Raw genomic sequence first — 26241 nt, forward strand, 5'->3', positions numbered from 1 at the left:
CGGGCTGCCCTTTTTTTGAAACGATCGATGTTTTGACTCACTCAATGCCCGAGAGGCGTCAGGTATCAGCTCTCGACTGCCGTGATGCGCTCGTATTTTTCCATCAGCTGCTCACGCGATTCCTCTCGCTCGGGATCAAGGGGAATACAGTCAACCGGACAGACCTGCTGACATTGTGGTTCGTCAAAATGGCCGACACACTCGGTGCAAAGCTTGGGGTCGATCACATAGATCTCTTCACCCGGTGAAATGGCATTGTTGGGGCATTCCGGCTCGCAGACGTCGCAGTTGATGCACTCGTCGGTGATCATCAGGGACATGGTAACCTCCTGGTTCGCGCACGCCGTACCCGGGCGCTGCGCGGCTGTCATCCGCCGACCCGAAGGCCGTTCGCCGTATCAGGTGTTCTGAAAGTGCTCTTCCAGAGCCCGGGCGATGCGGGGATGCACCATCGTTGAAACGTCACCGCCAAGGCGGGCAATTTCACGCACGATGGTGGATGAAATATAGGAATTCTCGACTTCGGGCGTCAAAAAGAGACTTTCGACATGAGGGGCCAGCACGCGGTTCATGTTGGCCAGCTGAAGCTCGTATTCAAAATCGGAGACGGCGCGCAACCCACGCAGAATGATGCGGGCTCCGACCCGGTCCACCAGCTGGGTCAACAGACAGCTGAACCCCATCACCTCGACGTTATCCAGATCCACCAGTATCTCTTCGGCAAGGGCGACCCGCTCATCGAGTGGCAGGGTCGGCTGCTTGCGCGGGCTTTGCGCGATGGCCACGATGACCCGATCAAACAGTCGGGCCGCGCGTTCGATGAGATCGGTATGGCCGTTGGTGATCGGATCAAAGGTTCCGGGGTACACCACGATGTTCATGTGCAGGCTCCATTCATCCCCAAGCGTCGGGCAACCGCGGGTCAGCGCACGCCGGTGATATCCCTTGAGAGTACGAGCCGTCTGTCCCATCGAGCATGGCTGGACGGCTTTGGCATGTCAGGGGCCGGAAGATTACTGTAAAGCGCCGTGGCCGACAAATACAGCTGCCGACCCGGCACAATACGCTCGTTCCATCTATTGATCGAGCGTGCCAAAAGGGTTGTCGACATCCAGTGATACGGGCTTGTGGTAGCCGGGGATCCGGATGTCATGGGCGCCGACTTCAAGCTCGGGGCCTTCCAGTACGCCTTCACCAAAGCGGTAAATCGGCGAAAATTCGCCTCTTTGCGACTGTGCCTCGAATTGGGCCTGACGTTCCTGCACCTGTTCACGGCGCCGGCGCCACTGGGTCATGGCCGCTTCACCATGGCGCTGGGTCAACAGCCTTTCGGTCACTTCCGGCGACAGCAATGGGGCGGTGGCGTTGTTGCCACCAAAACCCTTGGCGTTGATAAAGCTGACATCGGCGCGAAACTCACGGTGCTCCCGGAAGATGTCCAGACGTTCACCATGAACGTCGTCTGCCACTGCGTCCAAGGTGAATATGCCTGGCAGCAGCCCAGCCTGGAAACTGCCCAGGGCACTCATCAACTGATCGCCGGCCGCGCTGCCCTGGGAGTGACCCAGATAGGCCTTGATGGCGGCCACCGGCCAGCAATGGATATTGTTGGCGCGCGCCACGCTGTCGAGCACGTGGGATTCGGTGGTGCGGTTCTTGGGCGTGCTGGTGCCATGAGAGTGCACGTAGCTGCGCTCACGCACGGCCTTCTCACCCAGAATGCTGCTGGCCAGCGCCACGCTCTTGCCCAGCGTGATGTAATTGCCGATACCAGGCGCCGAAATGGAGCGCTTGTAACCGTCGGCATTGATGAAAACCTCCGGCACGGCGCCCAGAATATCGGCGCCCAGTTCCAGTGCCAGACTATCATCCATCAGCATGACAAACTGGGCGGACTCGGCAATGGTAAAGCCGCAGTTGCGCGCAAACGGGCGACATACGCGCTGGTAATCCTCATCGGTCAAAAGCTCCAGCGCATCGAGTGCCTTGACGCTGGCATCATCGGCCAGTGCGCTCATGACGCGAAAGCCTTCGACAATTTCCGGCGTAATGGGCGCGTCTGCCGTGCCGACCATGACCAGCCGGCGCCGGCCCATGCGAATGTCATCCACGCCCAGGCGCAGATTATACAAAAACGTGGCACAGGCCCCCTGCATGGCGCCCGTGGCGCCCACGCTGCCCAGCACGTAGGCATTGAGGAAGTCGGCCGGCATCTGCCCGTAACCCAGCGGCATCTGCTTGGACGTGGCGCGCTGACCGGTCACGAAGCTGTTGAGAAGCCCACCCCAGCCCTGGGCATCCAGCTGGCCGATCGAGTTGCCGGCATAAACGGCAATCTGATCGGGATCCAGCTGCTGGCTCAGGCTGTCCCACTCATGACCACTCTGACCCAGACAGTCGGAGGCTGCAAAGATGGTCATCGCCAGCGCGCGCGGGTGGTGCACGCTGCGATAAAAGCTTGCCGGATCAAATCCGGTGGGCAGCTGACCGGCGCTCTTGACCAGTGCCTCACGTCGTTCCGGCAACAGGACGTCAAACTCGCCGGCAGGAACGGTCACGCTGACATGGCGCTCATCGATTTCTTCGATCTGCCAGTGCGCCGGCGGGTTTTCAGGCAGCTGACGACGGCTGAGACTGACCCTGAGCGGGGCATCGAGTGTCAGGCTGGCCTGTCGGTTGGCCGGGATGCCGGCGCCGGTAAAGCGGTCATCCTCGATACGGCGAATCAGGGTATGACGACGCACATGCGCTTCATGCTGGGCGGCCACGGCGGCTTCATCAGGGGCGTCGCCGTGATCATCCGTCCTGTGTTGTCCCATCAGATGGGCAAGCCCCGAGAGGGTGTGCTGTCGGGTCTTTTCCGGCAGCGCATCGATCACGGTCCGGTAAAAGGACTGATGACCGGACGTTCTGCCAGCGGGATTGATACCGCCCATGCCGACGATCACCGGTAACTGTGACAAGCCGAAACCCTCATGTTGATGCCTGGAAAGGAAGCGATAAAGCCATGGCGACCGTGTCGCTGAAAGGATGGCGTATATCCACACCATATGCATGGTGGGTCCGCCGGAACAGGGCAGTCATGATAGCATCGCCCCGGGCAGGGCGTCATGTCAGCCGGTCAACGAGTTGTCATGTCAAAATGGCAGGATGTTGAGCGTGCTGGCTGAACACAGGGCCCCATGCGTCCCGCCGTCTGTGGTTATCTGTCGGCGCGTCGATGATGACGCCATAGGCGCAGCACATACAGCAGGGCGACGGCCAGCAGCACGATCATGACAACCCACAGACTGCCCGAGAAGGCCGTATGCTGTAAAAGCCAGTGACTGCCGCCTACCAGACAGCATGCCCACAGGGCAGAACCCAGAGTGGTATAGAGCAGATAGGGCAAAATCGGCATGCGATAAAAGCCTGCCGGGATCGACACCAGTGATCGCATGCCCGGCACCAGACGCCCAAGCAGTACCACCAGGTAGCCATAGCGTCTGAATCGCTTGCCCGAACGTTCGATATCGCCCGGTGTCAGGGCCAGCCAGTGTCCGTGGCGGGCTAGAAAATGCATGCACTGACGCTCATCGACCCACCGACCCAGCAGATAAAGCGGCAGGGTGCCCAGCACCAGTCCCAGCGTGGCTGCCAGCACCGCCGGCACCAGTGTCACGTCGGCAGATGACATGATGTGTGCCATGACGGGCAGCGTCGATTCGGCGGGCAGGGGTGGGAAGGCGTTGATGAGCGTTGTCAGCAGCGTAATGGCCGTATAGCCGTGCGTGTCGAAAAGCTGCTGAAGCCATGACTGCATGTGTTTCTTTATCCGTTGAATCGGGGGTTGGCGCCATGTGGCGCCAATAAAGTTCCTTCATTATTGTTAAACGTTGCCATGTTCGCCAACTCCACGCCGGTATATTCCACGCAGGCAGGTCTGCATCCTGACCTTGCCCATCATGTTCAGCGCGCGCTTGATCACCCATGGCAGCGACCCATTGCTGACCATACCCGGGCCGCCTTTGAGACGGCGCAGCAGTTTTATCAGGCCCACGGTGGGCCGCTGATCCTGGATGCCGGCTGCGGCACGGGGCGCTCGACCCGACAACTGGCCCGGTATTACCCAAAGGCCTGTGTGCTGGGGATCGACCGCAGTGCTGATCGTCTGTCGCGGGATTACACCCGCGAGCTGGGTGCCTTCCCTGACAACGCACGGTTGCTGCGCGCCGATCTGATCGACTTCTGGCGGCTGGCGCATGCGGCTGGCTGGCAGCCGATACGCCACTGTATCTTCTATCCCAATCCGTATCCCAAGGCGTCCCAGCTGAAAAAGCGCTGGCATGCCCATCCGGTGTTTCCTGTTCTGCTGGCGCTGGGCGGCGAGCTTGAGCTTCGCAGCAACTGGCAGATTTATGTCGAGGAGTTTGCCTGTGCCGTCGATCTGGTGACCGGGCAGCAGCCCCGGATCGAGCAGCTTGCGCTGACGACGGACAGCGACTTCATCAGTGCCTTTGAGCGCAAGTATTTCGACAGTGGCCATACGCTCTGGCAGCTTCAGTGTCGGCTGAATGCGTCGACATCGACTACGCTTGAGCCCCCTCGCGATTTACCCTGAAAGGAAGGCAACATGTCCTGGCATCCCTATCTCTATCTGATTCTGGCCATCTGTGCCGAGGTCATTGCCACCAATGCGCTCAAGGCCTCCAACGCCTTCAGCCGACTGGGGCCCAGTTTGCTGACGGTCGTGGGCTACGGCATTGCCTTTTATCTGCTGTCGCTGGTGCTCAAGAGCATGCCGGTGGGCGTGGCCTACGCCATCTGGGCCGGGCTTGGCATGGTATTGACGCTGCTGGTGGCCATGGTCGCCTTCGGTGAACGGCCTGATATGCCCGCCATGCTCGGCATTGCGCTGATCGTGGCAGGTGTCGTCGTGCTTCAGTGCTTTTCAAAAATGAACGCGCAATAAGCCGACATGAAATGCCGTGAATCCTGATCCGGCGCATTGCCACGGCACAGGCTTGCCCATTACTCTGAGGCTTAAACATGATGCCCATAAGATAGGGAAGTTTTTCATGCCTGACAGGTTTGTGGCCGTAAGGTCATGCCGCTCGATTGTCTTACGCCTTTTTTCTCCCTTGATGCTGCTGGTGCTCGCAACGGCTCTGGCCGCCAGTGCCCGGGCCGATGGCTTTCCCGCCACAAGGGCGCTGGTCGACAAGGGGTTTTTGGTAGGCGCTCAGGCGCGTCTTCTGGATAGCGGCGAGTCACTGGGCAGCATCGCGCCTGATCAGCAGATGACCCCGGCATCGGTATCAAAGCTTTATACGGCAGCGGCAGCATTGAAGCAGTGGGGACCACAAAAGCGCTTTACCACCGAGCTTCGCAGTGACGGTGCCATTGTGGATGGCGTGCTCAAGGGTGATTTGATCCTGGATGGTGGCGGCGACCCGGGCATGACCAGCGAGGATTACTGGCTTCTGGTACAGGGCCTGGCACAGCGCGGCATCCGTCGTATCGATGGTCGCGTGCTGGCCAGTCAGTGGCGCTTCGGTCCGGTCCCCTGTGTGACCACGGACCGATGCAATGCCCGCATGCGTACCCGCCATGCCTTTGATGCCCAGCTCACTTCCACGGCGGTGGATTTTGCTACCTGGTGCGCGCGCGTGATGCCGGGCGATGCCGAAGGCGTGCCGGCCCGGGTGACCAGCTGTACCGGGCCTACACCACTGACCCGGGTGGATAATCGTGTGATTACCGTGGCTCAGGCAGAGACCGGTATCAGTGCCGAGCGCACCACGGCCAACGGTGAAGACACCATGGTGGTTTCCGGCCAGGTTCGTCTTGGCAGTGCGCCCAGCAATGTATATCGCTCCAGCGCCGATCCGGCAGTGCAGACGCTCAAGACACTGGCCTCGCTGATGGAGAATGCCGGCATTGCCGTCACCCAGGGATACGCTACTACCTCGACACGCCCTGGCAGTACGACGCAGGTGCTTTCAGCGGTTGAGGGCAAGCCGTTACAGGAGCAGCTGCTTCGCATGCTCAACTATTCCAATAACTTCATGGCGGATGTACTGGCGTTGAACCTGGTGAGCGGCGCGCCCAGCATGCAAAGCGCGGGTGCCGCACTCGATGCCTTTGCCACCAGTATTCCTGGTCATGGCCCTGTCAGTCTGCGCTCCGGCAGCGGCCTGACACCGGAAAGTCATACCAGCGCCAGCGGTGTCACGGCATTGCTTGACGATATGTACCATCAATCGGCGCTTTTTCCGGTATTTGTGGCGGGCATGCAGACACCGGTCAATGGGCCGATGAACTTCATCCGTCGTGGCAGTCAGCGCTTTCAACAAAATGTCATGATCAAGACCGGCACGCTCAACGAGCCGGTGCCGGTACGTGCCGTGGCAGGCTATTTCCGCACGCTGTCGGGTCGCTGGGGGGCCTTCACGGTCATGGTCAACGGTCGGGCACCCACGCCCTATATCAACTGGACGACCACCCTGGAGGCGGTCGCCAGCGATGTCGATGCCATGATCGCAGGCCACTGACACGATGCCCGGCCTAATGGTCGGGCATTGCCCTTTCTTCAAAGTTGTTGAGCAGGCGGCGCAGTCCGTCCCGCAATGACTCTCCTGACATGGTCAGGCCATGGCCGGTCATGGCCACGCTGGGTGCCAGTTCGGCCAGTATCTCCACCGAACGGCGTGCTGCTGCCCAGTCGGGCGTGAAATAGCGCGGTGGCCCACTGATCTCACGGTGCTGGGTGAGCACCTGATAAAGCGATTCCTGTTTGACGGTGACGAAGGCGTCGCCGGCCAGCAGGGCGCGATCCTCGTCACGAAAAAGCGAGACGTGCCCCGGGGCGTGACCCGGCGTGTGCAGCCAGCGCCAGTCAGGGAGCGAAGGCACCTGGCCATCCTCCGGCAGGGGATGCACATGGTGGCCAAGATCAATCGGCTGCGTGGGGAAAAGCCCTGACATTGAGGGAATGATGCCACCGCCGGCCTGCTTGTCGGGCGGGGGGTAATGCGCCTGACCGGTCAGATAGGGCAGCTCCAGGGGGTGGGCATACACGGGCACATCCCAGTGCTGCGCCAGCTCCACGACGGCACCGACATGGTCAAAGTGTCCATGCGTCAGGATGATGGCGCGTGGTGCCACGCCCTCACCAAATCGATCGGCCGCTTCACGAATGATGTCATCTTCGCAGCGTGGCATGCCGGCATCCACGAGCACCCACTCTCCCTGCGAGGGCAGGCCCACAAAATACACATTCACGATCTGAACCGGATAGCAGTACACCTCCGGCAGCACTTCGTATCCCTTGCCACTTTTGATGGATGTCAGCGGAAGATGTTTGTCATGCAGGGGGTTGTCGGCCATGGTGATGGCTCCCTTTGGTAGGCTTGCCAACAGCCTGGTAGGTCAGGGGGCATCTGCGCCATAACATTGGAAAGATTTTAAGGGGGATCTTTTTGAGGCTGCGGCCGGCGTTGGTCGTGGCCCCCCGGGGCGCTGCTTTGGTAGGATGCACGCTCCCCTTAAAGATGGCAGGTTGCCTGCAACACCTGTGATCCATGGACAGGAAACCTCTGCATGAAACCCGCGCATACCGGCATCAGGCGGCTATTTCATTCCACGCGCTACTCCTGGAAAGGACTGACGGCCGCCTGGACCAATGAGGCCGCCTTCCGACAGGAGCTGATCGTGACCGTACTGTTGCTGCCGGCCACGTTCTGGCTGGGACAGTCGCTGATCGAATGGCTCTTGTTGATGGGCAGTGCGGTGCTGGTCATGGCAGTGGAGCTGCTCAATTCCGCCGTGGAAACCGTGGTGGATCGCATTGGCGTTGAGCATCACGAGCTCTCCGGACGTGCCAAGGACCTGGGCTCGGCCGCCGTCTTTCTCTGCGTGCTGTTTGCCTTTCTGGTCTGGGGCAGCCTGCTGGTCGTGCGACTGGTCTGACCGCGCCAGGGCTATTGACGCGGCCTGAGTCAGGCGCCGGCAGCTACCAGCTCTTGTAGGGCAGGAATTTGCCGTTCATGGTGATTTTGACCCGATCGCCCTTCGGGTCTTCCACACGCTCAACATCCATCGAAAAGTCGATGGCACTCATGATCCCGTCACCAAATTTTTCCTGAATGACATCCTTGAGCGTCGGCCCGTAGACGCCCACCACCTCGTAAAGGCGATAGATCAACGGATCCTGCGGAATGGCGCCATCCCAGGTCTTGGTCGGGCAGGCTTTTAGTGCTTCGATGAGTGCGTCATCTTCAAGGCCCAGGGCCGTTGCGATTTTTTGAGCGATGTCCGGCGGGGCACTGTTCATGCCGTAACAGACAGATGCCACCCAGACCGGTGAGCGGTCCACGGCGTGGCCCAGATCGTCCCAGCTCATCTTCTGACGCGCCCGGGCGGCCATCAGGGTGTGGTGCATTTCAGGTTTATCCATGACATGACGCTCTTGTAGGTTATTGGAAGTCACGTGTCAGCTATAACATCGTGTGCGCGTCAGGGCCAGCACGGGATCAGCGTGCTGCCTGCGTTTCGGGCTTGATCAGCAACGCCAGTGCCGGCATGACCTGAAGCTCGATGGCCGGGTCAATCATGTTCTCGGGAGGCGGCGATAAAAGCGGTGCCCAGGCGCGCTCGAAATCGACGTCAGGACGCAATCGGGCCTCGCCCAGACGAGCCAGATAGACCTCCAGCATGTCGAGCCGGCCGTTCTCGTCAGGCGCGGCAAAGCGACCCAGCCAGGCGCTGTCCGGTTTCGGCGCGCCCTCGGCCAGCAGGGTCGTGCAAAGCCCTGTCACGGCGCTCGTTAATGCGTCATCGTCGGCGTCCCGGTCGATGGTGGCGGCGGGCAGGTTATAGCGGACCTGCTGCGCCCGGCGTATCAGCAGAACTTCGTTACGGGCGCTGAGCAGGGCCAGCCCCACGTGACGACGCGGCGTACGCCGTTCGGTTGTTTCCGGTAAATTGATATCGTTCATGTCAGCCAAACCGTTTGCGCAGGGCCGGCAGCACGTTATCTCCGAGCAGCGGCGACAGGGCCAGCGTGTTGTCGTCAAGCGTCATCCATTGCAGTGTCTCGACCTCGCCGCCAGGGGTGGCATCCCCGTCAAAATCCTCGATCACAAAGACGTCGGCATCAATTCGCGATTCACCTTCCTCACTGCGAAAGCGCCCCAGCATAATGCATGTTTCATTCTCGAGCACCTGCCCCAGACAGGGCTTGCAGCAGCGTGACAGGGTCGCCAGCGGCGTCTCTGCGTGCTGCGCGGATGGCGCACCGCCCGGCAGGGTAAAAAAGGGTTGATGCGCGAGCTTGACCACCAAAAGCCGGCGGGCAGTGTCCAGCAGGCAGCCGGCCACAATATGTGTTGCGGTCATGAAAGGGCTCCGATATCGATGGAAGGGAGGTGGCTTGCGCCGGTCATGCAGGGCCACCTGACATGCAGGGCCACCTGATGCTGAGGATAGAACACTCAGCCCGGATGACCGGACGGCTCCCGTGCAAAGCGGGCAATAAAACGCGCCATCGAGGGGCCGATGAGTACCACGGTAAAAAGCCGTAGCGCCTGCAGGGCCGCCACGATTGCGACATCAGCATGAGTATCGAGTGCGATGATGGTCATCGAGTCCAGCCCGCCCGGGCTGGTGGCCAGATAAAGCGTCAGAAAATCACTGTGCATCAGGGGCACCAGCATCAGCGCCGAGAGCGCGCAGAAACCGATCAGCATCAGAGAGGCCAGCAGCATCCATTTGAAGGCGTGCATGACGTTGCGAATGGTCTGACGGTCAAAGCGCAGGCCCACGTAGATACCGATGCAGGCATAGGCGGCTTCCAGCAGCGGTAGTGGCAGCTGAATGTCGATGACACCGGAGACCTGGACCACGGTGCCCAGCAGCATCGGCCCCAGCAGCGCGCCGGCCGGCAGCAGGCGATCACAGACGAGAATGCCCACGATGATCAGCGCGATCGAGACCGCGAGTGACACCAGGCCGTGGAGGTCCCACGTCATGCCATGGGAGGGGGCATGGGATCCCCCCGAGACGCCCAGAAAATGGCTGACCAGCGCACCTGCCATGATCACGCAGATCACGCGCACATACTGCATGGTGGCAACGATTCTGGGATCAGCGTTGGCCTGCTCCGACATGGCGACCATTGCCGCCGCCGCGCCCGGCGTGGTGCCCCAGGCTGCTGTCGTGCCGGGCAGGCCGCCATAGCGCACCAGCAGGATGCCGACCACGGTACTCAATACCAGCGTGACCACGGTGGCCAGCATCATGGCCGGCCAGCTCTCGGCGATGGTGGAAAGCACCGACAGTGTCATCGCCTGGGCGATCAAAAGCCCGATCACCCCCTGACCTGACTTGAACAGCACGCGCGGCAGTTTCAACCCGCCGATCATGACGCCAAAGACCACCGAGACCGCCATGGGGCCGATCAACGCGCCGGCGGGCATGTGTACAAGCTGCAGTAAAAGGCTTGCCAGGGCGCAGGCACTCAACAGCAGCACCCAGCGAAGAAGGGAAGAGGCAGGCAGGCGATCGGCAAGCAAGGTCGTCAGGCTCCGGCAGCAGTCAGAAAAATGGGCGGGATCGCGATGATACGGTGTCAGGCCACACTGTCACTGCCGCGCGGTCGGTAAAGGGCAACGGCATTGTCATGCAGCGCCAGCATGGCATGCGCATCCCCCAGGGTGTTGTGCAAAAGCTCGATATCGCCTTCCCTGAAGGGGCGGGGAGAGCGCGTCCCTGGCAGGTCGGTACCAAAGATCAGGGCGTGCGGATTGATATCGGCAATGGCGGCAAGCGTGGCCGGTACATCAAGCGATACGCGCCCGAAGCCTGATGCCTTGACGTGAGCCCCCGCTTCCACCAGCGCCAGCAGGGTCGGCAGGCCCTCGTGCGACAGCCCCAGATGATCGATGACCATCGATGGCAATGCACGCAGCAGTGTCAGGTGCGGGGCAAGATCCTGGGCATCGGCGTAGATCTCGCAGTGCCAGCCGACCATGTCGAAAACGCGTCGGGCCTGGCGGACCATGGCGCCGATGTCCTGGCGGCCGCCACGTCTGAGGTTGAACCGGATGGCCCGGACACCGGCCTCGTCAAGCTCGAGCAGGCGCTCATCACTGACCTCGTCAGGCAGCTGGGTCACGCCCACGAAATCGCCGCCCATTTCTGCAAGGGCGGCCAGCAGATAGTCCTGATCCGTGCCCTGAAAGGAGCCGGAGACAATCGCGCCGCCACGGATGTCCAGCCCGCGGGTGGCCTTCTGATAATCCTCGACAGTGAAGGGTCCCGGACGATACCCCTGGTTGTCGATCAGGGCAAAGCGGGGATCAATGATATGCAGGTGCGCATCAAAGCAGCCATGCGGCTCACGATGATCGTGTCGGTAGTGTCCGTTGAAGGGGATAACCTCGGCCATGGCAACTCCTTGAACATCCAGCGATAACGCGGCAGCACGTTTTGTGCCCCGGGCAGGCAATGACAAGCATGCGGGGTGATGGCTCGAACTGCAATCTTCGTTATGCTGACAGACAACGGATCAACGAGAGGCCTTTCCATGTCACTGCAAGCCGCCCTGACAGGCCTGCCTGAAGCCCTGCAGGCCCAGGCACGTCGCACCATTGAGACGCTGGATGACGCGCTGCTGGCACGTCTGGGCGAAGAACGCCTGCGTGAGCTGGTCACGACCATCACGGCCAGTGATTTCGTGGCCCGGACCCTCTCTCATGATGGCGTCATGCTCGATCGTCTGTTGGCACATGAGGAGCTGGTGGCCGCCCCGAGCCGGGAGACACTGGAAGGCTGGCTGGATAGTGCCCTGCAAAAGGCGGCGACCGAGGCAGATCTGCAGCGGATACTGCGCCATTTTCGACGTGAGCGCATGGTGGCGATCATCTGGCGTGATCGTAACGATTACGCCGATGCCTGGGCGATCGCGGCGGCCGTGTCGCGACTGGCCGAGGTCTGTCTGGAAGCGGCGCTGCGCTGGCACGAAAAGGCGCTGGCCGCACGCTATGGTGACCCTTCGCCGGACAGTGACGGCCGCCCTCAGCGCATGGTGATCCTCGGCATGGGCAAGCTGGGTGCCGGCGAGCTCAATCTCTCCTCCGATATCGATCTGATCTTTGCCTATCCCGAAAAGGGCAAGACCCGGGGCGGGGAACGGACGCTCGAGCATCAGGAGTACTTTACCCGCCTGGGCCAGAAGGTTATCGCAGCACTCGATGCCATCACGGCAGACGGCTTTGTCTTTCGCGTGGACATGCGCCTGCGCCCGCTGGGTGAGGGCGGGCCATTGACCGGCAGTTTCGCCAGCCTGCTGTCCTACTACCAGAGCCAGGGCCGGGAGTGGGAGCGCTACGCCATGCTCAAGGCACGGCCGGTGGCCGGCGATATCGAGGCGGGTCAGCGCCTTCTGGGCGAATTAAGGCCCTTTGTCTATCGCAAGTATATCGACTTCGGCGCGATCGAATCGCTTCGTGAAATGAAGTCGCTGATCAACCGTGAGGTCAGGCGCCGCGGCCGCGAGGACGATATCAAGCTGGGCGCCGGCGGCATTCGTGAAGTGGAGTTTGTCGTCCAGGCGTTTCAGCTGATTCGCGGTGGACGGGTGACCGAGCTGCAAACGCCCTCACTCAAGCGGGCGCTGGCCGAGCTTGAACGTCTTGAAATCATGTCACGCCATGACGTGCGCGCCCTGCAGGCTGACTATGTCTTTCTGCGCGATCTGGAACACGCCCTGCAGGGGCTGGAGGATCGCCAGACCCAGTCATTGCCCGAGGATGAGCTGCCGCGTGCCCGAATTGCCTTCGCCATGGGCTATGAGCGCTGGGAAGGGCTGGTGGCCTATCTTGAGGAAGTGCGTGGCCGGGTGCGTGAGCGTTTTGATGAGGTCATTGCCCCGCCGGAAGAGGAGGATCATGAGCTGATCGAGGCCGGTGCGCTGGAGGAGTGGCGGGCGCTCTGGCAGGAGGCCTTTGACGACGAGGCCGCGATCGCACTCCTGTCCGAATCCGGCTTTCTCGACCCGCCCCGGGCGCGAGAGCGTCTGCTCAAGCTGCGCCATGGGCGCGCCGTGACCGGTATGCAGCGTATCGGCTTCGAGCGTCTCGAGGCGCTGATGCCGGTGCTGCTGTCCAACGTGGCGACCACCGAGACGCCGGATATCACCCTTGAGCGGGTGCTGGCGCTGGTGGAGTCGGTGCTGCGTCGTACGGCCTATCTGTCGCTTTTAAAGGAAAACCCTGATGCGCTGGCACAGTTTGTACGCCTGTGCAGTGCCAGTGCCTGGATCGGGGAGCAGCTGGCACGCTATCCGGTGCTGCTCGATGAGCTGCTGGACCCGCGCAATCTCTATACGCCGCCCGAGCGCAGCGAACTTGAGGACGAGCTGCGTCAGACCCTGTCGCGCCTGCCACCCAATGATGAGGAGAGTCAGCTCGAGGCGCTGCGGCTTTTTCGTCATGCCCGGGTGCTCAATGTGGCAGCGGCCGATATCGCCGGCGCCCGGCCGTTGATGGTGGTCAGCGATCATCTGACAATGATTGCCGAGGTCGTGCTGGAGGCCGTCGTACAGCTGGCCTGGCAGGGGCTGACGGCACGCTATGGTTATCCTCGCCGCCGCGATGGCAGTCATGCAGGGGCCGAGGACATCGATTTTCTGGTGGTGGGCTATGGCAAGCTCGGCGGCATCGAGCTGGGCTACGGCTCTGATCTGGATCTGGTATTTTTGCACGATGCCGATCCGCGCGGCAGTACCAATGGGCCGCGCAGCCTTGATAACCCGGTGTTCTATGCGCGCATGGGCCAGCGCATCATTCACATGCTGACGACCACGACGCCGGCCGGCGTGCTCTATGACGTGGATATGCGTCTGCGTCCGTCAGGCAACTCGGGACTTCTGGTGTCGTCTCTTGAGGCCTTTGCCGACTATCAGCGCCGCGAGGCCTGGGTGTGGGAGCATCAGGCGCTGGTGCGTGCCCGTGCCGTGGCCGGAAGTCCGGCACTGGCCCAGCGCTTTGAAGAAATTCGACGCGATACGCTCTCCAGTGAGTCGGATGTGGAAACGCTCAAGCGTGAAGTGGTGGCCATGCGCGAAAAGATGCGCCAGCACCTGGGCAGCAGCCAGCAGTCGCGGGCCGCCGGCTGGTTCCATCTCAAGCAGGATCCGGGTGGCATGGTGGATATCGAGTTCATGAACCAGTTTGCAGTGCTGGCCATGGCGCACAGGGAGAAGGCGCTTTTGACCTACACCGACAACATTCGCATTCTGGAGACGCTGGAGTCCTGTGGTCATCTGCCCTTTGAGGGCGCCGAAAAGCTCAGGAAGGCCTGGCTTGCCTATCGTGACGCCAGCCACCGCGGGGCCCTGACGCGCGCCGGCTCACTGGTACCGGAGGCCGGATTCGCCGAGCATCGCGAGGCCGTCAGTGCGCTCTGGCAGCGCTATCTCACTCCGACCGAAAACGACTCGAGCGCGCAAACCCCGTGATGGAATGACACGCCACGGGGAATCTGCGCCGCCACGGAGGCGGCGCAGATGAGATTACTCGGCGTGCTCGCGCGGATTGCGCCCGATGGGATGGGCTTCTCCCCGCGCCTTTGCCAGTTCGATCTGACGCTGGCGCTCCCGGGCACCGGCACGGGTTTTCTCGGGCAGGTTGTCCCAGCAGTGCGGGCAGCTGATGCCCGGCTCGTAGTAGGGTGAGCGCTGGTCCTCAACGGAGATCGGCCGACGGCAGGCGTGGCACTGATCAAACTCGCCTTCGCTCAGGTCGTGGCGCACGGTCACCCGGTTATCAAAGACGAAGCAGTCACCGCGCCAGCGGGATTCCTGCTCGGGCACCGTTTCCAGGTATTTCAAAATGCCGCCCTTGAGGTGGTACACCTCTTCAAACCCCTGTTCCAGCATGTAGCTGGAGGCCTTCTCACAGCGAATGCCACCGGTGCAGAACATGGCGACCTTCTTGTGTTTTGCGGGATCGTAATGCGCCTTCACGTACTCGGGAAACTCGCGGAACGAGCGGGTTCTGGGGTCAATGGCGCCTTCGAAGGTCCCGATTTCAACTTCATAGTCGTTGCGCGTATCGATCAGCAGCACGTCCGGGTCACTGATCAGATCGTTCCACTGTTCGGGCTCGACGTAGGTACCCACGCGGCGATTGGGGTCGATGCCTTCTACGCCCAGCGTCACGATCTCGCGCTTTAGCTTGACCTTGGTACGGTAAAACGGCTGCTCCTGCGCGCGGGATTCCTTGTGCTCAAGGTCGGCCAGACGCGGATCGCTCCTGAGCCAGCCCAGCAGGGCGTCAATGGCGTCACGCGTACCGGAAACGGTGCCGTTGATGCCTTCCTCGGCCAGCAGCAGCGTGCCCTTGACGTCGTTGTTACGCATGGCGTCAAGCAGCGGTTCGCGAAGGGCCTCATAATCGGGCAGGGAAACAAACTTGTAGAGTGCGGCCACTACAATAGGGCCGTCGGGATGGTTGTCACGCATGGTCATGTTGCTCTCCTGGCAGTCGCCCTCGCAAGGGGCGGACCGGGGGGTGTCATGGGCCCTTGTGGGCCGCGGCGCGTATTTTACGCATCCGCCCCGCCGGTTGCACCTGTCGTCCCTGTCACGGGCATGGCAGGCGAGAAGGGCAGGGGCCCGTCTCTTGTCGCGCAGCGCCCTGACAGCACTGATATGATCAGGACGACCGGGTCGTGGCAATGACCTGACAACAATGCAATATCTGCGACCTCATGGCGCAGGACAACGTACAGCGGAAGGGTTCATGTCTCGAACAGTCTACGTCAACGGCCAGTATGTGCCGGAAAGTGAAGCCAGCATCTCGGTATTTGACCGTGGCTTTCTGTTTGCCGATGGCATCTATGAGGTGACGGCCGTCCTCAATGGCAGACTGATGGATTTCGAGGGGCACGTGGCGCGGCTGCATCGCTCGCTCAATGAGCTGAACATGCATCTCACGCTCAACGATAATGCCCTGCGTGACATCCATCGCCAGCTCATCGAGAAAAACGACCTGCAGGAAGGCCTGGTCTATCTGCAGGTGACGCGTGGCGTGGCCGATCGTGACTTCGCCTACCCCGATGCGAGCACGCCGGTGACGCTGGTGGCGTTTACCCAGCAAAAGGCCATCATTGACAGCCCGCTGGCCGAGCGGGGGCTCAGGGTCATTTCCCTGCCGGACATGCGCTGGGGAAGGCGCGACATCAAGACCGTGCAGTTGCTGTATCCCTCCATGGCCAAGATGGAGGCCAAAAAGCGTGGTGCCGATGATGCCTGGCTGGTGGAATCGGGGCTGGTGACGGAGGCCTCTTCCAGTAATGCCTGGATCGTTGATCATGACAATACGCTGATTACCCGCGAGCTTTCCCGGTCGCTATTGCACGGCATTACGCGTCGCGCCGTCATGCAGCTTGCCCGGCAGCATGACATGAAGGTCGAGGAGCGCGGCTTTACCATCAAGGAGGCGCAGAACGCCCGGGAGGCCTTCGTGACATCGGCCACGTCGCTGGTCTATCCGGTGATATCGATCGATCAGCGCAGTGTCGGGGACGGCACCCCCGGTGATATTGCCAAAGCGCTGCGCAGGCTTTATATCGAGGCGGGTCTTTCGGTCTCGTCATCCGAGGCTGAACAAGGCGCTTGATTCTTTCGCAGGGGATTCAGTTGCGTTCTGTCGTGCCGATATCTCGCGCAATTGGTTGGCTGTCTTGTCGCAACATGGCGCTATAACCCCATGCGGGCTGGCGCGGAGGAATTTCAACGTGCCTGGACGAAAGAAGCGGGAGCAGGAACAACGGCGTCTGGCCGCCCTCAGACGCCTGGAGGTGCTGGATACGCCGCGTGAAGAGCGCTTTGATGTGATCACACGGTTTCTGGCGCAGGATTTTGACGTGCCGATTTCGATGATTTCGCTGGTCGATGATGAGCGCGTCTGGTTCAAATCGGAAGTCGGGCTGGGCATTGAGGAAGCGTCCCGGGATATTGCCTTTTGCAGCCATGCCCTGGAAGAGCCCGATATGCTGGTCATCGAGGATGCCAGAAAGGATGAGCGTTTCAAGGATAACCCGCTGGTGGCCGGGGAGGCGGGACTGCGCTTTTATGCCGGGGCCGTGATCTACTCACCTCAGCGCCAGCCGTTGGGCGCCGTGTGTATTATTGATCGAAAGCCACGGCACATGAGCTATAGCGACCGGCGAGAGTTGATCGATTTCGCAACTCACGTCGGGCGATCGCTGTCCGGTGCCAACCCGGATGTCGGGACGGAGAGTGGCATGTCGGGGCCCTGAGGCCCCGACCCTGTCTGATCATCAGGCCCTAGACCACGGGTGACCAGACGTGAGGCAAAAAGCGATAGCCGCTCGTGTCTTCCACGATGTGGCCGATACCCGGGAAGTCCAGATGGTGGCCGGCCACCATGAGTTTCTCGCGGGTGACGTGTTCGAGAATCTTCTTGCGCGTGGCAACGGCCTCTTCACCGTCAACATCAAACAATACGCCGGCCTCCGGTTCGGGCAGCTGAATCTGCGGCAGATGCACGATGTCGCCCCACAGCAGCAGCCGCTCGCCAGCGGATTCAATCAGATAGCCGCTGTGCCCCGGCGTGTGGCCCGGCAGCGCGACACGGGTCACGCCTTCCATGACCTGGTCATTGTCGATGCGCTCAATGCGGTCACGGTTGATCTCAAGCACGCGGTGGGCCGCGTCAAACTGCTGTGCAAACATGTCGGAGGCATTCTCCGGTGCCTGCTGCTGCCAGAAATCCAGCTCCTCGCCCGGTACCAGAATGCGGGCATTGGAAAATGCCGGCTGATCGTCTGATGTGATCAGACCGCCAATATGGTCCGGATGCAGATGCGTGATCAATACAGCATCGATCGCCTCGGGCAGCACGCCAATATCAGCCAGCCCCTGCGTCATGCGGGCGCCCTCATCACCGGCCAGCGCGCCATAGCCACTGTCGACCAGCACGCGTTGATCACCGATCTGCAAGAGATAGGCATTGAGCGTAATGCGGGGCGGGTTGGGACGCAGGCTCTGTGTCTGAAGCGTTTCGGCACGCGAGGCATCGATGTGCTGGATCAGTTCCAGTGACCCTTGCATCCAGGCATCCATCAGCGTAGTGACCACGATATCGCCGACACGTAGATGATGAACATTGACCGGCTGCTGATCGGGAAGAAGGCTATGGCTCATGGGGTCTCCAAAACAAAATCGATGGGGCCAAGCATAGTCAGTCATGACATATGCGTCAGCCGGTGAAGCCGTGGCCCGGGTGTGCAGGTGTGTCGTATGGACACTGCCAGACGTGATTTTGTTCGGGGCATGAAAAAAGCGCCTGTCGTGGTTAACGACAGGCGCTTTGAATATCTGGTCGGAATAGCAGGATTCGAACCTACGACCTCTGCCTCCCGAAGGCAGCGCTCTACCAAGCTGAGCTATATTCCGAGTGTCATGTGTTCGTCATGACGGTGCGCATTATACTGCCTGTTTCAGGTAATGCAAGCCCCTTCAGGCGTGACGGTCCACGGCCTGACGCACCAGCAGCTCGAGACTTTCCCGATAGGGCGACGGTGGCAGTAGTGCCAGCTGCTCGAGGGCACGATCCACCATTTCATGCGCGCGCTGACGGGTGTACTCCAGCGCGCCGGTGTCGCGCACGATAGCCAGGACTTCATCGAGGTAGGAAAGCCCGCCTTCGCTGATGGCGCGCCGGACCACGTTGGCCTGCGCCGGGCTGCCCACGACCATGGCGCGAATCAGGGGCAGGGTTGGCTTGCCTTCGGCCAGATCATCGCCCACGTTCTTGCCCATTTCGCTGGCATCGCCCTGGTAATCCAGCAGATCGTCAATGAGCTGAAAGGCCAGACCGAGATAGCGGCCATAAAGCTTGAGCGCCTCGATCTGTGCCTCGCTGCCGCCGGCCACCACGGCGCCGGTATGGGAGGCGGCCTCGAACAGCATGGCCGTCTTGCCCTGAATGGTGTCGAAGTAGGCGCCTTCATCAATGTCGGCGTTGCCGATATTGGTTAGCTGGAGCACTTCGCCTTCAGCGATGATGGAGGTGGCATTGGAGAGGATGGCCATGATTGGCATGGAGCCGACCTCGACCATCATCTCAAAGGAGCGCGAGTAGAGAAAATCACCGACCAGCACCGACGGCGCGTTGCCCCAGGTATCGTTGGCCGTGGCACGGCCGCGGCGCAGATGGGATTCATCCACTACATCATCATGCAACAGCGTCGAGGTGTGCATGAACTCGATCAGGGCGGCCAGCGTAATGTGCTGATGGCCTTCATAACCCAGCGCTCTGGCCGATAGAAGGGCCAGCAGCGGTCGCACGCGTTTGCCACCGCTTTCAATGATGTAGTTGCCGATCGTTTCGATCAGGGGAACATGTGAGGCAAGCTGTGCGCGGATGGTGCGGTCAACAGCTGCAAAGTCTTCCATGACAGGTTCATGGGTCCTGGAGACACTGGGGGAAACGACTTGGCTGTTCACAATGAACCTCGGGCTTCTATTCCCTGCAGGCAGGTGCCCGGGCCAGCAGGACAACAGGGGGCTTGGGTTTGCCGGGCAGTCTTCTCGAAGGCCCTTTGGGCGTCGACGCGACATGGATGCCGGGTATGCTAGGTAACCCCTTCATGGGCGTCAAGATGCATCATGCCGGGCCTTGAGTTGCCCTGCACGGGCGGTTATAATTCGCGCCCTTAACTCATCGTGCTCCCTGTAAGATGGCTCGACCTCCTTGTTGAATGCGGGTTCCGGGCCACTTGCCACAGGTCGATGAAGCAGCCAACCGGATGAGTCAATTGGAGAATTCCATGTACGCAGTAATCAAGAGCGGCGGCAAGCAGTATCGCGTCCAGGAAGGCCAGCGCATCAAGCTGGAGAAGCTGGATGTGGCCACTGGTGACAGCATCGATTTCGACCAGGTGCTGATGGTCGGCGGTGACGACGTCAAGATCGGTGCACCGCTGGTATCGGGCGCTGTTGTCAAGGCAGAGGTCGTCTCTCACGGCCGCGGCGAGAAGGTTCATATCCTCAAGTTCCGTCGCCGCAAGCACAGCATGAAGCGTCAGGGCCACCGTCAGTGGTACACTGAAGTCAAAATCACCGGGATTACTGCGTAAGCATTTTTCCGCTTTTTCAGGAGGTCATACTCATGGCTCACAAGAAGGCCGCAGGTAGTACGCGTAACGGTCGCGATTCACAGTCCAAGCGTCTTGGCGTCAAGCTCTTCGGTGGTCAGGAAGCCTCTGCCGGCAGCATCATCGTTCGTCAGCGTGGCACCAGGTTCCATGCAGGCGAAGGCGTCGGCGTTGGCCGTGACTACACCCTTTTCGCACTTCGCGATGGTCATGTGAAGTTCGAAACCAAGGGCCCCAACAAGCGCAAGCATGTCAGCATCGTCTCTGCCTGAGACCGCTGAATGCTCGAAAAGCCCCGCTCAGGCGGGGCTTTTTTTTATCATGTTGGCCCGTGATCCATCAGGCGGGCCTTCGGACTGCTCTTGTGACCGCGGCGTAGTATGGTAGGCGTCGTGACATGTTCAAATGGCAGTTCTTTATTTTTCGATCATCGTTTTTGTAGACAGGGCGATTCGTCGCCGGGAGTAGTGGCATGCAGTTCGTCGATGAGGCCTCGATCACAGTGGAGGCGGGTAACGGTGGCAGCGGCTGTGTCAGCTTTCGTCGTGAAAAGTTCGTCCCTCGTGGGGGGCCGGATGGCGGCGATGGCGGCCATGGCGGCAGCGTCATTCTGGTAGGCGATGAATCGCTCAATACCCTGATCGATTTCAAGTTTCAGCGCTTTCACAAGGCGCCCAACGGGCAGCCCGGTCGCGGCAGCCAGATGAATGGCCGAAAGGGCGAGGATCTGATCGTGCAGGTGCCGGTCGGCACCACCGTGATCGATGTGGAAACCCTTGAGGTGATCGGTGATATCACGGCCGTGGGCCAGGAACTCAAGGTCGCCCAGGGTGGGCGCCGAGGACTGGGCAATGTGCACTTCAAGTCCTCGACCAATCGCACGCCGCGTCAGAACGTACCGGCGGGCGAGGGCGAGCGCCGTGACCTGCGCCTTGAGCTCAAGCTGATGGCCGACGTCGGTCTGCTGGGCATGCCCAATGCGGGCAAGTCGACGCTGATCCGCTCCGTGTCGGCGGCGCGGCCCAAGGTGGCGGACTACCCGTTCACGACGCTGGTGCCCAACCTGGGTGTGGTCAAGTTAGGGCTTCATGAGCACTTCGTCATGGCTGATGTGCCCGGGCTGATCGAAGGTGCTGCCGACGGGGCAGGACTGGGTCTTCGCTTTCTCAAGCATCTGACCCGCACACGTCTTCTGCTGCATGTCATTGATGTGGCGCCCTTTGATGAAAGCGATCCGGTCGATTCTGCCGAAAAGATCATTCACGAACTTGAGCAGTACTCTCCGACGCTGGCGGAAAGCCCGCGTTGGCTGGTGCTCAACAAGTGTGACCTGGTCGACGATGACACGCGCGAAGCGATGCTTGAGCGCATCATCGAGCGTCTGAACTGGGATGGCCCGATCTTTCGGATTTCTGCCATTGCCGGGCAGGGGACGGATGAACTTGTCCAGGCCGTGCATCGCTGGCTCCTCGAGCAGCGCCGGCTTGAACAGGAAGATGAAGGCTTTGCGGCACGCACGCGCGCCATTCGCGAGCGTATGGAGGCTGAAGCCGTGGCACGCACCGAGGCGCGTATGGCCTTCATGGCCGGGCGCAAGCGTCGCGACGAAGACAACAATGATGACGATGACTTCGACGATGATGATTTCGATGTCGAAGTGGAATATCAGCCCTGAGTCCTGCCGGGCATGATACCGGATCTGGAGAACGCGATGACGGAGCAGGCAGTAGCAGATAGCCGCAGTCAGATGACACGACTGCGTCGCGTGGTGGTCAAGATTGGCAGTGCGCTTTTGACCAACGACGGGCGTGGGCTGGATGAGGCGGCCATCGGCGCCTGGGTGGATCAGCTCGCCGAGCTGCATCGACGTGGTGTTGAAGTGGTGCTGGTCTCATCCGGCGCTGTGGCCGAGGGTATGGTCAGGCTGGGCTGGCAGGTGCGCCCGAGTGCACTTCATGACCTGCAGGCCGCAGCGGCCGTAGGCCAGACCGGACTGGTGCGCAGCTACGAGGATCACTTTGCCCGCTTTGATATTCGCACGGCGCAAATTCTGCTGACCCACGATGATCTTTCCAACCGCAAGCGCTATCTCAATGCCCGCTCTGCCCTTCGCACCCTGATCGCGCTGGGTGTGGTGCCCATCGTCAATGAAAACGACACGGTCGTGACCGACGAGATCCGTTTTGGCGACAATGACACCCTGGGTGCGCTGGTCGTCAATCTGCTGGAAGCCGATGCGCTGATCATCCTGACCGATCAGGAAGGCCTTTATAATGCCGATCCCCGCAAGAATGCCGATGCGCAGTTGATCAGCGAGGGCAAGGCAGATGACCCTCGATGGGTGGCGGTGGCCGGTGATGGCGGCAAGCTGGGCCGGGGCGGTATGGCGACCAAGATTCGTGCGGCCCGCCTGGCTGCGCGTTCCGGTGCGCTGACGCTGATCGCCAGCGGCCGACAGCCGCGGGTGCTGTCACGCCTGCTGGATGGTGAGGATGTCGGCACGCTGCTGGTACCCGAGCATGCGCCGATCACGGCGCGCAAGCGCTGGCTGGCCGGGCAGCTGCAGGTGCGCGGCACACTGACGCTGGATCAGGGCGCCGTGGCGCGGGTGTGTCAGCGTGGCTCAAGCCTGCTGCCGGTCGGTGTGACGGCAGTGGAGGGCAACTTTCGCCGCGGCGATATGGTGCTGTGTGTGGATGGCGATGGCGAGCCGGTCGCCAAGGGGCTGGCCAATTACGATGCTCAGGATACGGGACGGATTCTGGGCGTGCCGACCCACGACATTGTCGCGCATCTGGGCTATATCGAAGCGCCCGAGTTGATTCATCGTGACAACATGGTGATCCTGCACGGTCCCTGATTCCGGGCTGGTATTGCTTGAGGGGCACTGCTAGAATGCCGCCTCTTCTGTGAAGGTGCCCGCTCAAGAGGCGCTTTTATCAAAATTCATCAACGTCAACACTCCAGGGAGTAGACGATGGCCAATACCCGTCAGGCTCGCAAGCGCGCCGTCCAGGCCGAGCGCCGCCGCCAGAAAAATGCCAGCCAGCGTTCCATGGTGCGCACGCACATCAAGCGTGTCATCAAGGCAATCAACACTGGTGACCATAGCGCCGCCATGGCCGAGTTCCGTGTTGCCCAGCGTGTGATCGATCGCATCGCTGACAAGCATGCCTATGACAAGAATCGTGCTGCTCGTACCAAGAGCCGTCTGAACGCGCGTATCAAGGCACTGGCTGCCTGATAACAGGGCGATGTCCTGTTGTAGACAGCAGTACCTGCAAAAAACCGGCTTCGGCCGGTTTTTTGCGTATTCGGGCAGTGTGCCGATAGTGGGCGCCGTTCATCATGTGGCCTTTTCAGGGCAGGAGACATCACCTCATGAGTGCTGAAGTGAGCAGGGCAAAGGGCGCCGGATTGCTGCGTTCGGGCATTGTTGTGAGCATTATGACGATGTTGTCACGTGTACTGGGGCTGGTGCGCGATGTGGTCGTGGCGACGTTTTTTGGCGCAGGCAGCGGCGCCGATGCCTTCTTTATTGCCTTCAGGATTCCCAATTTCTTGCGTCGTCTGTTTGCAGAGGGCGCCTTTAACCAGGCCTTCGTGCCGGTGTTGTCGGAATACGCCTCCCAGCGTGAGCGCAAGGAGGTGAAAGAGCTTCTGGATGCCACGGCCGGCACGCTGGCCGTGGTACTGCTGGGTGTGACAGTACTGGCCGTGCTCTGTTCGCCGTGGCTGGTATGGGTGTTTGCGCCCGGTTTCCATGATGACGGTCACGGCAAGCTGGCACTGACGGCGGAAATGCTGCGCCTGACCTTTCCCTATCTGCTGTTGATTTCACTGACCGCGTTTTCAGGCAGCGTGCTTAACAGCTATGGCCGCTTTGCCGTGCCGGCCTTTACGCCGGTGCTTTTGAATCTGTCGATGATCGGGGCGGCGCTATGGCTGGCGCCGCTGCTGGACGTGCCGGTCATGGCGCTGGCCTGGGGTGTATTGATCGCCGGTATTGCACAGTTGCTTTTCCAGATTCCGTTTCTGATGCGGCTTGGGCTTTTGCCACGCCTGCGCCCCAATTTTCGCCACACCGGGGTGCGCCGTATTTTGCGGCTGATGGGGCCGGCCATGTTCGGGGTGTCGGTGTCACAGATCAACCTGCTGCTCGATACCGTACTGGCCTCCGTGCTGGTGGGCGGCAGCGTGTCCTGGCTTTATTACTCCGACCGGCTGGTGGAGCTACCGCTGGGTGTGTTTGGCATCGCGATCGGTACCGTGATTCTGCCGGCCCTGTCACGTCAGCATGCCAGTGACGATCCTCACCGGTTTGCGCGCATGATCGACTGGGGCATTCGCGCCGTACTGTTGATCGGGCTGCCGGCAGCGCTGGCGCTGATCGTGCTGGCCGAGCCGCTTCTGATCACGCTGTTTCACTACGGGGCGATGACCGATCACGATATCGTGATGGCCTCGCAAAGCCTTCGCGCCTATGCCATCGGGCTGGTGGCCTTCATGCTGATCAAGGTACTGGCACCCGGCTATTACGCGCGGCAGGATACCAAAACGCCGGTCAGGATCGGCATCATCGCGATGATCGCCAACATGGCCTTCAACCTGATCCTGATGTGGCCGCTGGCCCATGCAGGGCTGGCACTGGCCACGGCCATGTCGGCCTGGCTCAATGCGCTGCTGCTGGGACGCGGTCTTTTAAGGCGTGACGTGCTGCGCTTTCAGCCTGGCTGGGGCCGACTGGCCGGACAGCTTCTGGTCGGCTGTGTACTGCTCGCGGGTGGGCTCTGGTGGTTCACCCCCGACTGGCAGCAGTGGCTTTCCTGGGGAGTCGAGCGGCGTCTTGCCGTACTGCTGGGACTGATCGTTGCGGCCATGGTCGTCTATTTTGGCTGGCTGGGGCTTGCAGGGGTGCGCGTGCGCCATTTCAAACTGCGCGGCTGATGCCTGTCAGTTGGCGGTGGACAGCGCTATAATCGGAGGTTTTCGCGGCGGGCAGCAGTGGGCATGGAACTGATCAGAGGTTTACATAATCTACGCCCCCGGCACCGGGGCAGCGTCGTCACCATCGGCAACTTTGATGGGGTCCACTGTGGTCATCAGGCCATTCTGGATCAGTTGAAGGCGCATGCCCGGGCACATGACCTGCCGGCCGTGGTCGTGGTGTTTGAGCCTCAGCCACGCGAGTATTTTGCCGGTGATCAGGCTCCGCCCCGCCTGACACGATTAAGCGACAAGGTGCGTCTGCTGGGCCACCATGGTGCCGACCGGGTGCTGTGTCTGCCGTTCAATCGCCGGTTGCGTGAGCTCTCGGCGCGCGAGTTCATTGATCGCGTACTGATCCAGGGCCTGGGTGTTCGCCACCTGGTCGTGGGGGACGACTTTCGTTTTGGCTGTGACCGCGCCGGTGACTTTGATCTGCTCAAAACGGTAGGTGAACAGGCCGGCTTTTCGGTGGAACACACGCGCACCTTCCAGATTGACGGTGAGCGAGTCTCCAGCACCCGGATTCGCACTTTGCTGGCCTCGGGCAACTTCGGACAGGCCGCGCGGCTGCTGGGTCGCCCCTTCAGCCTGGAAGGACGGGTGGTGAAGGATCGTCAGCTCGGACGCACCATCGGTGTGCCCACGGCCAATCTGCCACTGTTGCCGGGCCCGCTGGTGCTGCGCGGGGTCATGGCGGCCATGACCCGGCTCGAGGATGGGCGGGAGGTACCCGGTGTTCTCAATATCGGCTGGCGACCCACGGTAGGCGCACATCGTCCGGTACTGGAGGTTCATCTGTTTGATCTTGATGAATCGCTTTACGGGCAGCGCCTGATTGTCATGCCGTGTGCCCGGTTGCGCGGTGAAGAAACCTTTGCCTCCATCGATGAACTCAAGCGCCGTATTCATCTGGATATCGACCAGGCGCGCGACTATTTCCAGCAGCACCCGCTTGATGCCTCGGGGGCCTTGCCCGGCCAGGCAGATGTGGATGCATCATTGCCTTCCTGCCGCTATCCCATGGCCTCGGCGCCACTGGCGGAGGAACGCAGCAAACATGAACAGTGACGGCTGACCATCAGG

Annotated in this window: 27 protein-coding genes and 1 tRNA gene; 14 read left to right on the forward strand and 14 right to left on the reverse strand. The window is 61.0% G+C overall.

The window, feature by feature from the left end:
* Positions 1 to 65 precede the first annotated feature (65 nt).
* From IE123_RS10150 to IE123_RS10165, 4 genes are all read right to left on the reverse strand, one after another.
* Positions 66 to 320, reverse strand: coding sequence for a YfhL family 4Fe-4S dicluster ferredoxin (locus IE123_RS10150; RefSeq protein ID WP_189517723.1), 255 nt, complete (start codon positions 318 to 320; stop codon positions 66 to 68).
* Between the two features lie 78 nt (positions 321 to 398).
* Positions 399 to 881, reverse strand: coding sequence for a pantetheine-phosphate adenylyltransferase (gene coaD, locus IE123_RS10155; protein WP_189517954.1), 483 nt, complete (start codon positions 879 to 881; stop codon positions 399 to 401).
* Between the two features lie 195 nt (positions 882 to 1076).
* On the reverse strand, positions 1077 to 2936 hold the full coding sequence (locus tag IE123_RS10160; protein ID WP_189517957.1) for a beta-ketoacyl synthase: 1860 nt from the start codon (positions 2934 to 2936) through the stop codon (positions 1077 to 1079).
* A gap of 266 nt (positions 2937 to 3202) precedes the next feature.
* A complete protein-coding gene (locus tag IE123_RS10165; protein ID WP_189517725.1) occupies positions 3203 to 3802 on the reverse strand; it encodes a DedA family protein in 600 nt (199 codons plus the stop codon).
* A gap of 78 nt (positions 3803 to 3880) precedes the next feature.
* Between IE123_RS10165 and trmB the strand changes: the two genes are divergently transcribed.
* From trmB to dacB, 3 genes are all read left to right on the forward strand, one after another.
* Positions 3881 to 4600: a tRNA (guanine(46)-N(7))-methyltransferase TrmB gene (trmB, locus tag IE123_RS10170; protein WP_189517727.1), complete on the forward strand. Its 720-nt coding sequence runs from the start codon at positions 3881 to 3883 to the stop codon at positions 4598 to 4600.
* Between the two features lie 12 nt (positions 4601 to 4612).
* Positions 4613 to 4951 carry a DMT family transporter gene (locus tag IE123_RS10175; RefSeq protein ID WP_189517729.1) on the forward strand — a complete coding sequence of 113 codons (339 nt, stop codon included), beginning with the start codon at positions 4613 to 4615 and terminating at the stop codon, positions 4949 to 4951.
* Between the two features lie 172 nt (positions 4952 to 5123).
* On the forward strand, positions 5124 to 6533 hold the full coding sequence (gene dacB, locus IE123_RS10180) for a D-alanyl-D-alanine carboxypeptidase/D-alanyl-D-alanine endopeptidase (RefSeq protein ID WP_229819708.1): 1410 nt from the start codon (positions 5124 to 5126) through the stop codon (positions 6531 to 6533).
* 13 nt (positions 6534 to 6546) lie between these two features.
* Here the strand turns inward: dacB and IE123_RS10185 are convergent, their stop codons facing one another.
* Positions 6547 to 7368 carry an MBL fold metallo-hydrolase gene (locus IE123_RS10185; protein ID WP_189517732.1) on the reverse strand — a complete coding sequence of 274 codons (822 nt, stop codon included), beginning with the start codon at positions 7366 to 7368 and terminating at the stop codon, positions 6547 to 6549.
* A gap of 213 nt (positions 7369 to 7581) precedes the next feature.
* Here IE123_RS10185 and IE123_RS10190 point away from each other — a divergent pair, with 213 nt between their 5' ends.
* A complete protein-coding gene (locus IE123_RS10190; RefSeq protein WP_189517734.1) occupies positions 7582 to 7950 on the forward strand; it encodes a diacylglycerol kinase in 369 nt (122 codons plus the stop codon).
* Positions 7951 to 7993: 43 nt separating this feature from the next.
* Here the strand turns inward: IE123_RS10190 and cynS are convergent, their stop codons facing one another.
* From cynS to IE123_RS10215, 5 genes are all read right to left on the reverse strand, one after another.
* Positions 7994 to 8437, reverse strand: a complete 444-nt coding sequence (cynS, locus tag IE123_RS10195; protein ID WP_189517736.1) for a cyanase — start codon at positions 8435 to 8437, stop codon at positions 7994 to 7996.
* A 76-nt stretch (positions 8438 to 8513) separates the two neighbouring features.
* Positions 8514 to 8978, reverse strand: a complete 465-nt coding sequence (locus IE123_RS10200; protein WP_189517738.1) for a hypothetical protein — start codon at positions 8976 to 8978, stop codon at positions 8514 to 8516.
* 1 nt (position 8979) lies between these two features.
* A complete protein-coding gene (locus IE123_RS10205) occupies positions 8980 to 9378 on the reverse strand; it encodes an NUDIX hydrolase (protein WP_189517739.1) in 399 nt (132 codons plus the stop codon).
* A gap of 95 nt (positions 9379 to 9473) precedes the next feature.
* Positions 9474 to 10553, reverse strand: a complete 1080-nt coding sequence (locus tag IE123_RS10210; protein WP_189517741.1) for an AbrB family transcriptional regulator — start codon at positions 10551 to 10553, stop codon at positions 9474 to 9476.
* A 56-nt stretch (positions 10554 to 10609) separates the two neighbouring features.
* Entirely contained in the window at positions 10610 to 11428 is an 819-nt protein-coding gene (locus tag IE123_RS10215) for an amidohydrolase family protein (protein WP_189517743.1), read from the reverse strand.
* Between the two features lie 138 nt (positions 11429 to 11566).
* Between IE123_RS10215 and glnE the strand changes: the two genes are divergently transcribed.
* Positions 11567 to 14500 (forward strand): bifunctional [glutamate--ammonia ligase]-adenylyl-L-tyrosine phosphorylase/[glutamate--ammonia-ligase] adenylyltransferase, encoded by a 2934-nt coding sequence (glnE, locus tag IE123_RS10220; RefSeq protein ID WP_189517745.1) that lies wholly within the window; start codon positions 11567 to 11569, stop codon positions 14498 to 14500.
* A 54-nt stretch (positions 14501 to 14554) separates the two neighbouring features.
* Here glnE and trhO read toward each other — a convergent pair whose 3' ends face one another.
* A complete protein-coding gene (trhO, locus tag IE123_RS10225) occupies positions 14555 to 15511 on the reverse strand; it encodes an oxygen-dependent tRNA uridine(34) hydroxylase TrhO (RefSeq protein WP_444542882.1) in 957 nt (318 codons plus the stop codon).
* A 274-nt stretch (positions 15512 to 15785) separates the two neighbouring features.
* Here trhO and IE123_RS10230 point away from each other — a divergent pair, with 274 nt between their 5' ends.
* Together IE123_RS10230 and IE123_RS10235 are read left to right on the forward strand one after the other, a co-directional pair.
* Positions 15786 to 16664 (forward strand): D-amino-acid transaminase, encoded by an 879-nt coding sequence (locus IE123_RS10230; RefSeq protein ID WP_189517747.1) that lies wholly within the window; start codon positions 15786 to 15788, stop codon positions 16662 to 16664.
* Positions 16665 to 16782: 118 nt separating this feature from the next.
* Positions 16783 to 17307, forward strand: a complete 525-nt coding sequence (locus tag IE123_RS10235; protein WP_189517749.1) for a GAF domain-containing protein — start codon at positions 16783 to 16785, stop codon at positions 17305 to 17307.
* A 28-nt stretch (positions 17308 to 17335) separates the two neighbouring features.
* Here the strand turns inward: IE123_RS10235 and IE123_RS10240 are convergent, their stop codons facing one another.
* From IE123_RS10240 to IE123_RS10250, 3 genes are all read right to left on the reverse strand, one after another.
* On the reverse strand, positions 17336 to 18214 hold the full coding sequence (locus IE123_RS10240; RefSeq protein ID WP_189517750.1) for an MBL fold metallo-hydrolase: 879 nt from the start codon (positions 18212 to 18214) through the stop codon (positions 17336 to 17338).
* A 175-nt stretch (positions 18215 to 18389) separates the two neighbouring features.
* Positions 18390 to 18466, reverse strand: a tRNA-Pro gene (locus IE123_RS10245).
* Between the two features lie 63 nt (positions 18467 to 18529).
* Complete coding sequence (locus IE123_RS10250; RefSeq protein WP_189517752.1) at positions 18530 to 19468, reverse strand: polyprenyl synthetase family protein; 939 nt, start codon at positions 19466 to 19468, stop codon at positions 18530 to 18532.
* A 374-nt stretch (positions 19469 to 19842) separates the two neighbouring features.
* Here IE123_RS10250 and rplU point away from each other — a divergent pair, with 374 nt between their 5' ends.
* The 7 genes from rplU to ribF all read left to right on the forward strand — a co-directional run bounded on the left by rplU (position 19843) and on the right by ribF (position 26226).
* Positions 19843 to 20151, forward strand: coding sequence for a 50S ribosomal protein L21 (gene rplU / locus IE123_RS10255; RefSeq protein ID WP_086899766.1), 309 nt, complete (start codon positions 19843 to 19845; stop codon positions 20149 to 20151).
* A gap of 32 nt (positions 20152 to 20183) precedes the next feature.
* Positions 20184 to 20441 carry a 50S ribosomal protein L27 gene (gene rpmA / locus IE123_RS10260; protein ID WP_189517754.1) on the forward strand — a complete coding sequence of 86 codons (258 nt, stop codon included), beginning with the start codon at positions 20184 to 20186 and terminating at the stop codon, positions 20439 to 20441.
* A 200-nt stretch (positions 20442 to 20641) separates the two neighbouring features.
* The gene (gene cgtA, locus IE123_RS10265; protein WP_189517756.1) at positions 20642 to 21844 is read left to right on the forward strand and encodes an Obg family GTPase CgtA; all 1203 of its coding nucleotides are present in this window, start codon (positions 20642 to 20644) and stop codon (positions 21842 to 21844) included.
* Between the two features lie 36 nt (positions 21845 to 21880).
* On the forward strand, positions 21881 to 23029 hold the full coding sequence (gene proB / locus IE123_RS10270; RefSeq protein ID WP_189517758.1) for a glutamate 5-kinase: 1149 nt from the start codon (positions 21881 to 21883) through the stop codon (positions 23027 to 23029).
* Between the two features lie 117 nt (positions 23030 to 23146).
* Positions 23147 to 23413: a 30S ribosomal protein S20 gene (gene rpsT, locus IE123_RS10275; RefSeq protein WP_115853679.1), complete on the forward strand. Its 267-nt coding sequence runs from the start codon at positions 23147 to 23149 to the stop codon at positions 23411 to 23413.
* Positions 23414 to 23550: 137 nt separating this feature from the next.
* On the forward strand, positions 23551 to 25116 hold the full coding sequence (gene murJ / locus IE123_RS10280) for a murein biosynthesis integral membrane protein MurJ (RefSeq protein WP_189517760.1): 1566 nt from the start codon (positions 23551 to 23553) through the stop codon (positions 25114 to 25116).
* Between the two features lie 63 nt (positions 25117 to 25179).
* Complete coding sequence (gene ribF / locus IE123_RS10285) at positions 25180 to 26226, forward strand: bifunctional riboflavin kinase/FAD synthetase (protein ID WP_189517762.1); 1047 nt, start codon at positions 25180 to 25182, stop codon at positions 26224 to 26226.
* The last annotated feature ends 15 nt before the right edge of the window (positions 26227 to 26241 follow it).

The sequence above is a fragment of the Kushneria pakistanensis genome, assembly GCF_014652795.1.
Taxonomy (GTDB): Bacteria; Pseudomonadota; Gammaproteobacteria; order Pseudomonadales; family Halomonadaceae; genus Kushneria; species Kushneria pakistanensis.